Source organism: Bradyrhizobium sp. USDA 4541 (assembly GCF_024171085.1).
In the GTDB taxonomy this organism is placed as follows: Bacteria; Pseudomonadota; Alphaproteobacteria; order Rhizobiales; family Xanthobacteraceae; genus Bradyrhizobium; species Bradyrhizobium australafricanum.
On sequence record NZ_JALJZF010000001.1, the window covers coordinates 2,833,098 to 2,847,922 of the forward strand.

At 61.9% G+C, this 14,825-nt stretch carries 16 protein-coding genes and 1 pseudogene; 14 read left to right on the forward strand and 3 right to left on the reverse strand.

The features are described 5' to 3' along the window. The first annotated feature begins 49 nt into the window (after positions 1–49). The 13 genes from J2R80_RS13285 (at position 50) to J2R80_RS13345 (ending at position 11,828) form a co-directional block, all read left to right on the forward strand. Positions 50–3,547 (forward strand): indolepyruvate ferredoxin oxidoreductase family protein, encoded by a 3,498-nt coding sequence (locus J2R80_RS13285; protein ID WP_253638688.1) that lies wholly within the window; start codon positions 50–52, stop codon positions 3,545–3,547. A 7-nt stretch (positions 3,548–3,554) separates the two neighbouring features. Continuing rightward, on the forward strand, positions 3,555–3,920 hold the full coding sequence (locus J2R80_RS13290; protein ID WP_253638689.1) for a YciI family protein: 366 nt from the start codon (positions 3,555–3,557) through the stop codon (positions 3,918–3,920). A 69-nt stretch (positions 3,921–3,989) separates the two neighbouring features. Next, positions 3,990–4,517 (forward strand): alcohol dehydrogenase catalytic domain-containing protein, encoded by a 528-nt coding sequence (locus tag J2R80_RS13295; RefSeq protein ID WP_253638690.1) that lies wholly within the window; start codon positions 3,990–3,992, stop codon positions 4,515–4,517. A gap of 63 nt (positions 4,518–4,580) precedes the next feature. Next, positions 4,581–4,871 (forward strand): hypothetical protein, encoded by a 291-nt coding sequence (locus J2R80_RS13300; protein ID WP_253638691.1) that lies wholly within the window; start codon positions 4,581–4,583, stop codon positions 4,869–4,871. A gap of 8 nt (positions 4,872–4,879) precedes the next feature. Further along, positions 4,880–5,185 carry a hypothetical protein gene (locus J2R80_RS13305; RefSeq protein WP_092089126.1) on the forward strand — a complete coding sequence of 102 codons (306 nt, stop codon included), beginning with the start codon at positions 4,880–4,882 and terminating at the stop codon, positions 5,183–5,185. A gap of 139 nt (positions 5,186–5,324) precedes the next feature. After that, positions 5,325–6,545, forward strand: a complete 1,221-nt coding sequence (locus tag J2R80_RS13310; protein ID WP_256527837.1) for an alpha-hydroxy acid oxidase — start codon at positions 5,325–5,327, stop codon at positions 6,543–6,545. 1 nt (position 6,546) lies between these two features. After that, a complete protein-coding gene (locus J2R80_RS13315) occupies positions 6,547–7,509 on the forward strand; it encodes an ABC transporter substrate-binding protein (protein WP_253638693.1) in 963 nt (320 codons plus the stop codon). Position 7,510: 1 nt separating this feature from the next. Further along, the gene (locus J2R80_RS13320) at positions 7,511–8,446 is read left to right on the forward strand and encodes an ABC transporter permease (RefSeq protein ID WP_253638694.1); all 936 of its coding nucleotides are present in this window, start codon (positions 7,511–7,513) and stop codon (positions 8,444–8,446) included. Further along, positions 8,430–9,218: an ABC transporter ATP-binding protein gene (locus tag J2R80_RS13325; RefSeq protein WP_141340661.1), complete on the forward strand. Its 789-nt coding sequence runs from the start codon at positions 8,430–8,432 to the stop codon at positions 9,216–9,218. The genes J2R80_RS13320 and J2R80_RS13325 overlap by 17 nt, the downstream gene beginning before the upstream one ends. A 304-nt stretch (positions 9,219–9,522) precedes the next feature. Next, positions 9,523–9,876: a RidA family protein gene (locus J2R80_RS13330; protein WP_253638695.1), complete on the forward strand. Its 354-nt coding sequence runs from the start codon at positions 9,523–9,525 to the stop codon at positions 9,874–9,876. A 24-nt stretch (positions 9,877–9,900) separates the two neighbouring features. Further along, a complete protein-coding gene (locus J2R80_RS13335; RefSeq protein WP_141340659.1) occupies positions 9,901–10,908 on the forward strand; it encodes an NAD(P)-dependent alcohol dehydrogenase in 1,008 nt (335 codons plus the stop codon). A 368-nt stretch (positions 10,909–11,276) separates the two neighbouring features. Next, the gene (locus J2R80_RS13340) at positions 11,277–11,612 is read left to right on the forward strand and encodes a hypothetical protein (RefSeq protein WP_253638696.1); all 336 of its coding nucleotides are present in this window, start codon (positions 11,277–11,279) and stop codon (positions 11,610–11,612) included. Positions 11,613–11,615: 3 nt separating this feature from the next. Beyond that, positions 11,616–11,828 carry a hypothetical protein gene (locus J2R80_RS13345; protein WP_225648605.1) on the forward strand — a complete coding sequence of 71 codons (213 nt, stop codon included), beginning with the start codon at positions 11,616–11,618 and terminating at the stop codon, positions 11,826–11,828. Between the two features lie 172 nt (positions 11,829–12,000). Here the strand turns inward: J2R80_RS13345 and J2R80_RS13350 are convergent. The 3 genes and pseudogenes from J2R80_RS13350 to J2R80_RS13360 form a co-directional block, all read right to left on the reverse strand. Then, positions 12,001–12,686: pseudogene (locus J2R80_RS13350) on the reverse strand (SOS response-associated peptidase). Between the two features lie 3 nt (positions 12,687–12,689). Then, positions 12,690–13,139 carry a hypothetical protein gene (locus J2R80_RS13355; protein ID WP_253638697.1) on the reverse strand — a complete coding sequence of 150 codons (450 nt, stop codon included), beginning with the start codon at positions 13,137–13,139 and terminating at the stop codon, positions 12,690–12,692. A 46-nt stretch (positions 13,140–13,185) separates the two neighbouring features. Then, the gene (locus J2R80_RS13360) at positions 13,186–13,581 is read right to left on the reverse strand and encodes a hypothetical protein (protein WP_253638698.1); all 396 of its coding nucleotides are present in this window, start codon (positions 13,579–13,581) and stop codon (positions 13,186–13,188) included. 146 nt (positions 13,582–13,727) lie between these two features. On the opposite strand from J2R80_RS13360, the gene J2R80_RS13365 reads away from it, so the two are divergent. Further along, positions 13,728–14,660 carry a Ku protein gene (locus tag J2R80_RS13365; protein WP_253638699.1) on the forward strand — a complete coding sequence of 311 codons (933 nt, stop codon included), beginning with the start codon at positions 13,728–13,730 and terminating at the stop codon, positions 14,658–14,660. Positions 14,661–14,825: the final 165 nt, after the last annotated feature.

Below are 14,825 nucleotides of genomic sequence, written 5' to 3' on the forward strand. Positions count from 1 at the left end.
GTGGTTCGCCCCATGTCCTGAGCACAGAAACTCGAAGAAGAGCATTCCCATGACCCTTCGTGAAACTGCAACCAGCGTCGATCTCGACTACCGCCTCCATGATGCGATTACGAAGGCCGAGGGTCGCGTCTTTACCTCGGGCACGCAGGCGCTGGTCCGGCTGCTGGTGATGCAGCGCCTTGCTGATCGCCGCGACGGCATCCGCTCCGCGGGCTTCGTCAGTGGCTATCGCGGCTCACCGCTTGCGGGCGTGGACACCGAGTTGTGGCGGGCAAAATCGGCGTTAGCGGATCACGACATCCGATTTCTGCCGGGCATCAACGAGGATCTCGCCGCAACGGCCGTCTCCGGCACGCAGCGGGTTGGGCAGGACCCGAACCGGACGGTCGATGGGGTTTTCGCCCTCTGGTATGGCAAGGGGCCCGGCGTCGATCGGGCCGGTGACGCGATCCGGCACGGGCATGCCACCGGTGCGTCGGGTAAAGGCGGCGTCGTCCTTGTGGTCGGCGACGATCATGCCGCGACATCCTCTTCGATCCCGAACGCCAGCGACATGTCGTTGATGGGGTGGGGGATTCCGATCCTTCATCCGGCTAGCGTCGACGAGTATGTAGAATTCGGGCTCTGGGCTTGGGCGGCGTCGCGCTTCTCCGGCGCATGGGTTGCGTTCAAGGCGATCTCCGAGACTGTGGAAAGCAGCCGCAGCTTCACCGCCCCTGTGCTGCCGCGCTTCACGGCACCATCGCGAGACCGCTTTCCGGAAGGCGGCCTCGGATATAGCACCCGTGATTTTCTGACGCCTGCGATCGAGTTGCGCATGGCACGCCGGCTTGAAGCGATCGCCGCGTTCGCGCAGATGAACTCGCTGGACCGTATGCTGATTGATGCTCCGCAAGCAGATATCGGCATTGTCGCCGTGGGCAAGAACGCGACAGATGTTCTCGAGGTCTTCGAGCGCATCGGCCTGCCGCCGCATGTCCTGGCGCAGAAAGGTGTGCGGGTCTGGCGACCAGGCCTGATATTCCCGCTCGATCGCGCGGGCTTCGAGCAGTTCTCGCGCGGGCTGAAGCACATCTTGGTGGTGGAGGAGAAAACAAACCTCGTCGAAGGGCAGATCAAGGATGCGATCTTCAATTGGCCTGCGGATCGCAGGCCGAGCATTTCCGGTCGCGGTGCCCTCGATGGATCGCCCCTCGTGTCGGCGCTTGGTCAGCACCGCCCGTCGTCGCTTGCCGCGCCCTTGTCGGCCTGGCTTTCGAACATACGGCCGGATCTCGCCTTTGCCGACAGACTCGGTCGGTTCGAACGAGCGTCCCCGTTAAGCAACGCGGCCGACGGCATTCGGCGTCTGCCCTATTTCTGCTCGGGCTGCCCGCACAATTCATCCACCAAGATTCCTGAGGACAGCACAGCGCTGGCCGGCGTCGGTTGCCACTACATGGCGAGTTGGATGGACCGGCAGACGTCCGGACTGACCCAGATGGGAGCGGAAGGCGTGGATTGGGCGGGGCAGGCTGCCTTCACCACGACGCCTCATGTGTTCCAGAACATGGGCGAAGGCACTTATTTCCATTCCGGTCATCTCGCGATCCGGCAATCAATCGCCGCGGGCCACAACATCACCTACAAGATCCTGTTCAACGATGCGGTGGCGATGACCGGGGGCCAGCCGGTCGACGGCCAGCTCACGGTGCCCCAGATCGCTCGGCAGATGGCGAGCGAGGGGGCAAGGAAGGTGGTGATCGTCACCGACGACACCGCGCGCTATGCGGGGACGGCTCTCGATCAGGGCGTCACGGTCCATGACCGGCTCGACCTTGATCCGATCCAGCGCGAGCTGCGCGGGATCAAGGGCGTCACGGTGCTGATCTATGATCAGACCTGTGCGGCGGAGAAACGCCGGCGCAGGAAGAAAGGAACCTATTCCGATCCCGCGCGGCGGATGTTCATCAACAGCGCGGTGTGCGAGGGCTGCGGCGATTGCGGCAAGGCTTCCAACTGCCTCTCGATCGTGCCGCTGGAGACCGATCTCGGCCGCAAGCGCGCGATCGATCAAACCTCGTGCAACAAGGACTTCTCCTGCGTCGAGGGCTTTTGCCCGAGCTTCGTCTCCGTCCTCGGCGGACGGTTGCACAAGCAGCCGGCCTCGGGTCAGGACTGGATTGCGCGCGCCAACTCCCTTCCGCAGCCGTTGCTGGCGCTGCCTGACGGACGCCCGCACAACCTTCTTGTGGCAGGCGTCGGGGGGAGCGGCATCATCACCGTCGGCGCCATTATCGCGATGGCCGCGCACCTCGACGGTCTGGAGGTTGCCGAGCTTGACTTCACCGCGCTGGCGCAGAAGGGCGGCTCGGTGATGTGCCATTTGCGCCTTGCGCGGAACGGCCGAACGATCAACCAGCCCCGGATCGACTGGGGCGAGGCTGACGGTGTGGTAATGGGCGATCTCATCGTCGGCTGCCTGCCAGACAGTCTCGGAACGGTGCGCAAGGACGTGACCCGCGTTCTCGTCAACACCCATCTCGGCTCGACTGCGGAGTTCGCTCGCGATCCGGACGCGGATCCACGATACCACGATCTGCTCGCCAAAGTGCGCCACGCCGCCGGGACGGAGATGATCACGGGCTTCGATGTGCAGCAGCTCGCCCAGGAGCAGTTCGGCGAGACGACGGGCGCCAACATGATTCTGATCGGGCACGCCTGGCAGCAGGGGCTGATTCCAGTCAGCGCAGCTGCCATGATCCAGGCGATCACGCTCAACGGCGTCGCAGTGGAGGCGAACAAGCGTGCATTCGCTTGTGGTCGTGTGGTCGCCGCGCAGGGACTTCCCGCGCGGGGCGGGCAGCCTACGGTCTTGCTAGAGCCGGAGGAATGGCAGGCACTGGCCGACCGGCGCACCGAAGAGCTCGTGCGTTATCAGAACTCGCGCTACGCGGCGTCCTATCGGACATTCGTCGGCCAATGTGCAGCCACTGAGCGGCTCAAGCTCGGCTCCGCCAACACCTTCGTCCTGACGAAGACCGTGGCGAACGCGCTGTTCAAGCTCATGGCCTACAAGGACGAGTATGAGGTCGCCCGCCTCTACGCCAGACCGGAATTCATGGCCGATCTGAAGCAGCGTTTCGAGGGCGATTTCACGCTTCGCCTTCATCTCGCGCCTCCGTTCCTGGCAAGACCGCGCGCGGGAAGCACGGCGCCGCAGAAGATCGCGTTCGGACCCTGGATGATGCGCGTCTTTGCCGTTCTCGCGCGCCTAAGAGTCCTGCGCGGAACCGGGTTCGACCCGTTCGGCCATACCGAAGAGCGGCGCCTGGAGCGGCGTCTGATCGATGACTACAAGGCGCTGATCGACCGCCTCTCGATCGGCTTGTCACCAGCGACGCTCGACCAGGCGGTGCAACTCGCAAAGCTGCCCGAGAAAATGAGAGGATTCGGTCACGTCAAGCGTGCCAATGTGGCCGCCGCGAAACGGGAAGAGCAGCGATTGCTCCGGGAGTTCGAGACGATCGCGAATCCGACGCCTCGCGGCATCAAAGATGTTGCGTGAGGCTCCCATGCTGACGGTCGTCCGTTGCTTGTATCGGCCAGGTGGAGCAGACGAGCGTCTCGCCATCCGCGATATCCATGTCGCCTACATGATCGAGAACCGGCGCTGGCTCGATCAGGGGGGCGCCTTGATGTCGGCCGACGGGTCCGTGGTGGAAGGCATGTTTCTGGTGCTGCGCCACGAGACGCGCGAAGCGGCCGATGCCTTCCTGGCGAACGAGCCCTACACCCGGGCAGGTCTTTTCGAAAGCGTCACGATCGAGCCGTTTGAGCGTTTCGTCCCCCATCCGGATCCGCAATTTCTTGAGCATCTCCTCGTATCGGCCAGAGAATGGATCGCACGCAATTTGCGAACGCACGAGCAGCGGGGCTGAAGGCGGCTGCCCCTCCGACATTGCAGATCTCTTCGCGGAACTGACGTGAATCATCATTGAGGGATTATTGTGCGGGCATTTCATGTCGACCAGTTCGGACATCTCGACGGCCTCATTCTCAAAGAGACTTCCGTGCCGCCCCTCGGGCCAAAGGACGTTCTCGTTCGCATCCGCGCGAATTCCCTGAATTATCGCGATCTATTGATTGTGAGCGGCCAAGGCGGAAGCTTCAATGCCGCGAGCGGGACACGACCTGGATTGGTGCCTGTTTGTGACGGCGCAGGTGACGTCTTGGCGGTGGGCAAAGATGTCACGCGGGCAAAGATTGGCGACCGCGTTGCGGGCACGTTCATCAGACGCTGGATCGGCGGGCGTATCAAGCCGGAGTATCTCGGCGAGCAGCGGGGCCGGGATGTAGATGGCTTGCTGCGAGATCACGCAGTCCTCGATGAAGAGGAGGTCGTGCGCGTTCCGGACCATTTGTCCTATACGGAATCCGACTATCAGCCGCAGCTGATCCGCGTTTGCCAGCCGACGCCGGTCGCTACTCATGAAAATCTTTCAGGCGGCGGCCTGTTGGAGGGATCGTCCCTTTAATTGACAGAACGGTCGTACTATGAATAATAATCCGAAGAAGACAAGAGTTGGGGAGGACCATCTATGATGGAGATGCGACAACTCGCCTTGGACGATCGCTATACTGCGACGTCGGATGAGGTCCTGCTCAATGGGGCGCAGGGCCTCCTTGTTGCCATGACGAACCAGATAGGCAGCGGATTCGCGCTCGAGTACAGGACGCGCGAGGAGGCCGATCGCTTCCTCGTAGCCGAACCATACTGCGTCTCGGTGCATCCCATGACGGTGATGGTGCCTGAGCGCCATCCTGGCTTCCAGGAAGATGAACTCCGGCGCCAATTGTCCGAAATCGACACTTCCAAGCTGGTGCCGTGAGTCAGAACATGCGCGGGATCACAAGCATCGGAACCTGCAACTTCTCGCAGCTCGCCAACGCCTACGCTCACCGGCACGGAATCAATACTCGAGACCTCAAGCGCGCGATGGCGAAGGTTTCGGTGAAGAGCCACGCCAACGCTGTCAGCAATCCGCGAGCACATCTTCGCGGCCGACATTGGCGCCTCGCGCCGCTGCCGGCGTCACTGTCGGAATTCTTCCCGGCGGGCACCGGGACCAGCGGATTGTCGCTCTCCTATAGTTTCGCGGTAACGGTGTTCGGCGGCTTCGCTCCGTTCATCATCACATGGTGATCGCAACGACCGGCAGCAAACTCGCACCAAGCTATTACGCCGGCGCGGCCGCGACGCTGAGCTTGGTGGTTCTTATCGCACTGCGCAGCCGCTATCGTCCAACGCCCGAAACTATCAGCGCAATTTCGGAGGGCCGGTGATGAAATTCCAAGCCAATGCCCATTCAATCGCCGAATACCGCGAGCTCGCGCGGCGGGCGCTGCCGAGGATGATATTCGACTTCTACGATGGCGGCGCTGACGGCGAAAACACGCTTGCAGGCAACCGCGCCGCACTGGATGCGAAGCGACTGCTCGGCTCGGCGCCGATCGATGTCGGCCGTCGCAGCCAAGAGGTCAAGCTCTTCGGCAAGTCCTACGCAATGCCGCTCATCATCGGCCCGACGGGCCTGGCAGCAGCGGCTTGGCCGGACGGGGACATAGCTTTAGCTCGCGCCGCTGGCCGGGCCGGCATTCCCTTCGTCATGAGCACCGCAGGCACTTGCACGCAGGACGACGTCGCTTCGGCGGGCGACGGTAGCAAATGGATGCAGCTCTACATCTTCAAGGATCGCGCCTTTAGCGCGCGCATCGTTGACAAGGCGGAAACACTCGGCTTCGAAGCCATCGAGGTTACGGTCGACAACGCGGTCGCCGGCAAGAGGCTGCGCGATGAGCGTAACGGATTCTCGCTGCCGTTCCGATGGACGCCGGCAAAGCTGGCGGGCCTCCTCGTCCATCCCGGCTGGAGCATGAGGATGGCGCGGGCAGGGGCGCCGCAGCTCAAGGTGATGGGGGAAGGACTCGGGCTGGAAAAGACCGACACCATCGCCGCGCTGATGCAGAGCCAGTTCGATGCCTCGATAAGCTGGGACGATATCGCAAGACTGCGCGATCGCTGGAAGAAGCCACTGATCGTCAAGGGATTGCTCGACCCGTCGCATGTCAGCAAGGCCTTGTCAGTCGGGGTTGATGGTCTGGTGATCTCCAACCATGGCGGTCGTCAGCTCGATGGCGCTGTCGCCTCGATCGACGTCCTGCCCGACTTCGTGGCGGCGGCCGGCGGCCGGCTTACGCTCTTGATCGATAGCGGTTTCCGCACAGGCTCCGACATTGCTCGCGCGCTCGCGCTCGGAGCTGACGCCGTTCAGGTCGGTCGGGCGACCCTCTATGCGCTTGCAGTCGGCGGCGAGGAAACGGTCTTTCATGCCCTTGGCCTCCTGAAAGCCGAACTGGACGTCGCCCAGGCGCTGATGGGCGTGGCCAGGATCGAGGATTTTCATCCAGGCATGATCCGTCAGCCGGCGCCGGTTCCGCTCGCGCCTCGGCCTGACGCCGGGGCGTCGCCAACTCCTGTCTCATACCTAAGAAAAGGCACATGACATGCGCATATTGAAGGGATTTCTTACCGCTGCCTGCCTCGCTTGGTTCGCATCGTCCGCGACCGCCAAGGACCTGCCTCTCATCGGCCTCACTTATATCGTGGAGCACCCCGCCATCGATGCCGTGCGTGAAGGCATCATCGATGGCCTCAAATCGGCTGGCTATGAAGATGGCAAGACGGCCAAGATTGTAATCCGAAGCGCCCAGGGAAACATGGCGACCCAGGCCCAGATCGCAAACGAGTTTTCCGGTCTCGACCTCGATATCTCGATCGCCATATCGACCCCTTCCGCGCAGGCCCTGAAAAATTCTCTGAAAGGCAAGCCGTTGATCTTCGCAGCGGTGACCGATCCTGTCGGCGCTGGCCTCGTCCCGTCGATGGCCAAGCCGGGCGGCAACGTAACCGGGACCAGCGACCAGCAGCCGTATCCGCCGATCCTCGAGCTGATCAGGAAGCTGGCGCCGGGCGCCAGGAAAATCGGCGTGATCTTCAACCCGGGCGAGGCCAATTCCGTCTCGCAGGTTGAATCTTTGAAAGTAGCGGCCAAGGCTTCTCAATTGGAGATCGTCGAGAGCCCTGCCGCCCAGTCGGCCCTGGTCGGAGACGCTGCGCGCAGTCTCGTCGGCAGGACCGATGCGATTCTGTTGCCTACCGACAGCACCGTCGTGTCGGTTGTCGAGAGCGTGGTGACTGTAGGCAAGACGGCGCGACTGCCCGTCTTCGCCTGCGACACGGGTTCGGTCGAGCGGGGCGCTCTCGCGGCGTTGGGCTTCAACTACTACGAGATGGGCAAACTGACCGCACAGATGGCGGGCAAGGTGCTCAAGGGAATGAATCCCGGCGAAATCCCGGCGCAGGTGCCGAAGAGCCAGGACCTTTATCTCAACGCGTCGTCAGCAAAGGCGATGGGTGTCGATGTCCCCGCCGAAATCCGCGCTGGCGCGAAAAAAGTGATCGAGTGAGATGAGTCTTTTCGCGTTCGCCGGCGCCCTCGAAACGGGATTTCTGTTCTCGCTGGTGGCCCTGGGCGTCTACATCTCGTTTCGTGTGCTCGCTTTTCCGGACCTCACGGTGGACGGCAGCTTCCCGCTCGGAGCCGCGGTCGGCGCGACTGCGATCGTGAACGGCGTCGATCCGTTCCTGGCGACCGCGCTGGCCGCTATGAGCGGCGCAGCCGTCGGGCTGATCACCGCCTTGCTCAGCGTGCAATTTCGCATCATGAATCTGCTGGCGGGCATTTTGTCGATGGTGGCGCTCTTCTCCATCAATCTGCGCATCATGGGGCGGCCGAACCTGCCGCTCTACGGACGAGCGACGGTGTTCGATCGTTTCGGCGAACTGGGCGACTTCGGCCTGTGGCGAAATGTGATTGCTCTCGCCCTCTTCGCCATTGCCGCAAAGCTGCTGATCGACTGGTTCCTCAAGACCGAGATCGGCCTTGCTCTGCGGGCCAGCGGTGAGAACCCGGCAATGGCGGAGGCTCAGGGCGTCAACAATGCCGCGATGATCTATCTCGGAATGGCCATCAGCAACGCGCTCGTCGCGCTAGCTGGCGCGTTGTTCGCCCAGACGCAGGGCGTGGCCGACGTTTCCATGGGCGTCGGTACGATCGTCACAGGACTTGCGGCTCTGATTATAGGCGAGGCGCTGCTTAGGCGGCGGGCTCCTTTCTTCGGGACGCTCGGCTGCCTGGTCGGGGCGCTCGTCTATCGGCTTTTTATCGCGGCAACGCTGAGCCTGGGCTTCATCCAGGCGCAGGATCTCAATCTGGTGACGGCAATCGTGGTCGCAGCGGCGGTGATCCTGTCGCAAGGCCGTGGGCTGGGTATTGCGAAGGGCGGAATGGCCCGCCTTCTCGCACGTCGTGCAGGAGGCAGGGTCAATGCTGCGTCTGAATGATCTGCACGTCACGTTCAACGTGGGAACTCCGACAGAAGTGCGGGCGCTTCGCGGTGTAAATCTCGACATCTCGCCTGGCGAATTCGTCACGGTCATTGGCTCGAACGGCGCGGGCAAGTCGACGCTCCTGTCCGCGATTGTCGGCGCCGTGCGTCCGAGTCGGGGGACCATCAAGCTCGGCGCCCAGGACATAACGGATTGGCCGGCCTCGAAGCGCGCCGCGGATGTCGGACGCGTCTTCCAGGAGCCGCGGCTCGGAACGTGTGGATCGCTCAGCATCGAGGAGAACTTGGCCCTTGCCGCAAAACGCGGGCGTCGTCGAGGCTTCTCGACCGCCCTGTCGGGCGGTCGGCAATTCGCGGACAAGCTCGCGCGGCTCGGACTCGGTCTGGAGGACCGCATGTCGACGCCGATCGGCCTGCTTTCGGGTGGACAGCGGCAGGCCGTCAGTCTGTTGATGGCGACGCTCTTGCCGATGAAGATTCTGGTTCTGGACGAGCATACGGCCGCACTCGATCCTGCCGCTGCGGCGAAAGTCCTTTCGCTCTCAGCGGAGATCGCCGACGCCGACGGACTGACCGTGCTGATGGTGACCCACTCGATGGGAGACGCTCTGGCCCTGGGCACACGCACCATCCTGATGGATCGTGGCGTCGTCGCGCTCGATGTAAGCGGCGAGGAGCGGCGAAAGCTCGACATTCCAGCACTGCTTCAGCTCTTCGGCAAGGCAACCGGAAGGGTCGTCGACAGCGATCAGATGATGCTGACTTGATCGTCTAGTGATGTGTTCTTGTGTGGGAAGCTGGAAACCTGATGAAACGAAAGCGAACCGACAGACAATCGTCGCAAGAGAACGAACTCGGGGCTCCGGCTGTATCTGCAGGCTTCCTTCCGGGCCCGGTCCGAACGGACAGCCTCCTGAAAGCTCACATAGCGGGAATGCCCTTTCACCCTAACAGATTCGCGCCTCCCGCTCCAAACCGACCGTTTTCCTACACCTTCAGCAGAAGAGACGTGTCGGCTTACATAGTTCAATCGTTCGTTCTATTAACTAGGCTACATCAAGGAAGAAACATATGATCAAGCACATCGACTCGGGCGATCTCCTGTCGCAGGTGACCGTCTCGAATGGCACGGCATATTTGTCCGGCCAGGTGGCGTTCGATTCTCGCGGCGCGGATTTCCCGACACAAGCCGCAGAAGTATTCGGGCGGATCGACGCACTTCTGGAGAAGGCCGGGACGGATCGATCGCGATTGCTGACGGCGACTGTGTGGCTAGCGGACCTCGGTCATTTTGCCGGATTCAATGAACTCTGGCGCCATTGGCTTGGCGTGCATGGGCGGCCAGCGCGCGCTACGGTCAAGGCAGATCTGGTATTGCCCGGGCTTTTGATTGAAATTCAGGTAACGGCCGCTGTTGGCGATTGATACGCACAGTTCAGAGGATCCAACATGCAGGCGTTTTCCATCGAGCAACCTGGTAACCCAAATAGCCTATTTCTGAAGAAACGGGCCTCTATAACCCCTGGTGCGCGCGAGGTACTTGTCCGCATCCGGGCAAATTCTCTCAACTACCGCGATCTGCTTATCCTGCGTGGCGATACATTCAACGTGCGGCCGGGTCTAATTCCGCTCAGCGACGGAACTGGCGATATTGTCGCTGTTGGAGATCGAGTCACACGGGCCAAGATCGGAGATCGAATAGCAGCGACGTTCTTCCCGCGGTGGATCGGCGGCCGGGTCAGGCCGGGGTACATTTCGGAACAGCGCGGCAGCGATGTCGATGGATTGCTATGCAGTCACGCCGTCATCAGCGAGGAGGAGATCGTTCACCTCCCGGCTCATCTCTCTTTCGCCGAAGCTGCAACGCTTCCCTGCGCGGCCTTGACCGCCTGGTCCGCACTGACTGGGCCGGTCCCCGTGATAGCCGGCGATACTGTTCTCATCCAGGGCTCAGGGGGCGTATCCTTGTTCGCTCTGCAATTCGCCAAGCTGTTCGGTGCCCGGGTCATTGCGACGACCTCGAGCGCCGATAAGGCCGAGCGCCTGAAAGAACTCGGGGCAGACGACGTCATCAACTATAAGGACACGCCTGATTGGGAGTTTGCCGTGCGGAAGCGAACAGGGGGATTAGGGGCAGATCATATAGTTGAGGTAGGCGGCTTAGGAACCCTGACGCGTTCCCTGAAAGCTAGCGCGGTCGGCGGGCAGATCGCGCTGATCGGCAGGTTGACCAAAGTCGAGGACTTCGATCCGTCGGCGCTCAGCCAGAGTGTGTCGACCGTCCGACGGATCACGGTCGGCAGCCGCGATGGCTTTGATGCGATGAATCGAGCTATCGCCGCGCAGCAACTCCGGCCGGTAATTAGTCGCTCTTTCCCGTATTCTAAGGCCATGGATGCTTTCCGGGCCTTCGAAAGCCGATCACATGTCGGCAAGATCGTAATCGAGCATGAGTGATCACAAGCAACTCAGCGCTGGAGTGGATGCGCAGCCGGAGCCGCGAAGCGTGCACGGCGTCCGTGCATAGCGGACGAAGGGGTGGTTATGCCGCCGGGACGCGTGGTCGTGCGGCAGGCAGCGTAGGCACTTCGCGGACAAGCTCGTGCGGATCAGGCTTGGTCTCCAGGACCGCATGTCGATGCCGATCAGCCTGCTTTCGGGTAGACAGCGGCAGGCCGTCAGTCTGTTGATGGCGACGCTCTTGCCGATGAATATCCTGGTTCTCAACGAGCATACGGCCTTACGGTCCAGCTCAGGATTGTGCCCAACCTACGGAAGGTTCAGTACCTACTACGTCGGCGAAATTTTACATCGATCCCGAGAGCGTGATTCCCAACGCCCGGCGAGACGGCTTCGAGGAGACCGGCGCCTGGCTGGAAATCCAGTCGGAATTGATAACGACGGTCTGTGCACCCCTGGCTTCCGATGCCTATGCGGCCTCGCAACGGGGGCAACTCGACGTCGAAGCAGTCGTCGGCGATATCGGCGATCTGGTGAAGCGCGGCAACACCCTCGCCCAGAGCTCCAGGTCGTCTTACGATCAGGTCGTCGAACTGATGAACTTGGCGAAGAGACCGAGGCGGCGTGCGGCGTCCGCGCTGAAGATCGTCGACGATCTCGACGCGACGGCCGTCGACGAAGGCCACCCAAATCGTCAATAGTCGGTGTTGCTCAAGGACGCCGCCAAATCGGTCGAATCCGTCGAGACGCAAGCGCGGATGCTGGTGGGACGTTTCCTCGACGAGGACGACAAGCTGACGGCGCTCAAGGCGCGTTTGAGAGAGGAAATTCTTCAGGAAGTACTGGACGTCGTCAACGCGTATGTCGATCCGGCTACCTATCAAAAGATCAAGCGCCAACTGACCAGGACTAGATAGTCGGCCAAATTCGCGAGGAACTTGTCTGCGATCGTCTGCTGCAACGTGCTCATGAGCCAATCTCGGCGATTCGTAGGTTGCTGCTGAAAGGATTGTAACCTGCGCAGCGCTGCAGCATAAGGCGACCAAGTCAACATGGATGATCTTGCCGCTGATGGGCGGCGCTTGCCCGTCACGCCGCCGGCCCGGGCGGGTCTTCCTTGATACCGCGGGCAACGATCCGGAGCGTCTGGTCCGGAAGCGGCCGCTGCAGCTTCAGGGCCTCGTCCGGAGGTGCCGTCATCCAGGCCTCGACCTCGTCCGGCGTCGTCAGGATAACCGGCATTGCCTTCGGGTGGATGGCACCGACCTCGGCGTTCGGCTCTGTCGTGAGGAACGCGTATAGGTCGTTTTGGTCCAGATGCCGGCGAAGCAGGCGAGGGGACGATCCTCGTCGAACGCGAACCAGATATCACCGCCCTCAGACTTGTTGAACTCACTGAACGAGTTGAGCGGCACTATGCAGCGATGCTCGGGGCCGAGCCAACGGTCCCAGTGTTTGCCCTTCACATTGCGGATGTTGGTCGTCCCGCCGTCCGGCTCCATTCTGAGCAATTCCTTGAAATCCACCGTCTTGCCTTTGGCCTGCAGCTTTTCCGCTCGTTTCTTCGTGGCGTCCATCAGCGCTTTTGATGACGACGGCATCCCCCATCGCGCCGTAGAGAGTTCGCGGCCCTCGGCTCCGTTCCGCACGATCGGTGCGTTGTAGTCGGGAAAAACCCCCGGCAGCGGCGCCAGATTTCCAACGTATCGGTTCACGACGCGGAACAGCGCGCTGATCGCAGCTTGGTTGGTCGTGATCGAATAAAGATTGCACATCGGTCAGGATTCGGTTGGAGGGTGGCGCGGCTGCCACGTCAACTGTAGCAGAGTCGCGGATGGACGCCGGCCGGCCTTGGCGCATTTGCGGCAGCGCAGCCGGCTGGCGAGATCGTGCACGAAGGTGGTCGGCGGGTGCTTCATCGCCGCGAGGTCGACATCGCTCGGCGTCTTGCAGCGCGCGCACCTGATCTCGAGCCAGGGGAAGCCTCCGTTCGCAGCCTGATCGATGGTCGGCGACGGATCGATCGGCTCGCCGTCACTCCACATCCGTTCGTTCCAGCTTTCGCAAAGCAGCCTGTCGGCTTGCTGGATCATCGCCTCGCCTTTGGCTCGCATCTCCGCCGATTGGGTCGCCAGGATGTTAGCCATCGCGCGTGCCTTGCCGAGCTCTTTCGCCAGAGCCTTGCGATCGCCTCCCGACAGGGGCGTAGGGTGATACTTCGGGGCCATCCGGACATCCAGGCGCAACGAGATCGGATCGGCAAATCCAGAGCGACTACGGCGTCTCGAAAGCTGGCCAGCACCCGTCTTCTTCATGCCTGCCGGTGCGCTGCTGGCAAGTGTTGTCGAGCAGCCGCCGCGCGACGTCCTTCCAGACTGCGTTATCGCCATACAAGCGGACGGCATCGGCGGTCTGGATTTCGACTATTCGCTCGCAGCGGCGGCAGGTCACGCGGAGGACGTGGCGCTGAATGTCGGAAAGGCGTCGTTGCCGGCTCTCGCTTGCGGTCGCGCCGGCGCGAGGATCTTTGAGCACCGAGTCCCAGTATTCGGCCGGAAGCGGTGCATCCAGAGCCGCAGCGGAAGGTGTCGGCCTGCGGGCGGCCTGGGCTGCCAGCTTTTCCATCTGCTTCGGGGTCGGCGTGCGCCAGCTCGCGGGTCGGTCGGTCATGCCCCAATTAGAACATAACAAGAACAAATGTCGAGTCCCGCTCCGGCCAGCCACTGAGAAAAAATCATCCTGGCGCGAAGGATGTGATGTCGGAACCAAGGCTGGTGGATCGTCTTGAATCCGGCATCAGTAATGGAGTTCCCCCGATGGCCCCCCGCGCTAACTGGAAAGGCTTCCTGCGTCTTTCCCTCGTCACCTGTCCGGTCGCGCTCTATCCGGCCACCTCGGAATCCGAAAAGGTCTCGTTCAACCAGCTCAACCGAAAGACCGGCCACCGCATCAAATACGCCAAGGTGGACGCCGATACCGGCGAGGAGGTCGACAACGAGGACATCGTCAAGGGCTACAAGGTCGACACCGACACATTCATCGAGGTGACGAAAGAGGAGCTGGAGAACGTTGCGCTGGAATCGACGCGAACGATCGAGATCGACGAGTTCGTCGACCGCAGCGAGATCGACCCGCGCTATCTGATCCGCCCTTACTATCTGACTCCAGATGGCAAAGTCGGGCACGACGCTTTCGCGGTTATCCGCGAAACCATCCGCGAAATGAACAAGGTCGCGATCGGTCGCGTGGTGCTGACCAATCGCGAGCACATCATCGCGCTGGAGCCGCTGGACAAGGGGCTTATGGGGACCCTGCTGCGCTATCCCTACGAAGTCCGGCCCGCGGAAGAGTATTTCGACGATATCCAGGATGTCAAAGTCACCAAGGACATGCTCGATCTCGCAAAGCACATCGTCAATCAGAAGGCAGGGCATTTCGAGCCGGACAAGTTCGAAGACCAGTACGAGACTGCGCTTATTGATCTGATCAACCAGAAGCGCGCGGGCAAGCCCATCACCGCGAAAGCGCGTCCTCGAGGTGAGAACGTCGTGGACCTGATGGACGCGCTGCGCAAGAGCATCGGAAGAGAGGGCGCGGCAGGTCCAGCGGCACCCAAGAAATCAGGAAAAAAGCCGCGCAAGGCGGCGGCTGGGCAGAAGGAAATGCTGATGCCGATCGCAGGCAAGAAGCCGGCGAAGGAGACCGCGGCGAAGAAGCCGGCGGCCAAGCCGCAGCGGAAGTCGGCTTAGGTGACGTGAAGCATCCGGTGACGCCGGACGGCCACTCCTTCGTCGTCCGCGGCAGGCTCTGGCGAATGAAAAATCCGATCTCGACGACGTCACGCGAGATCATCTCGTCTGCCGTCTAACGGCGGCCCGGCGGGTCGGTGCGCGCGCCAGGAAGGCGACCGAGCC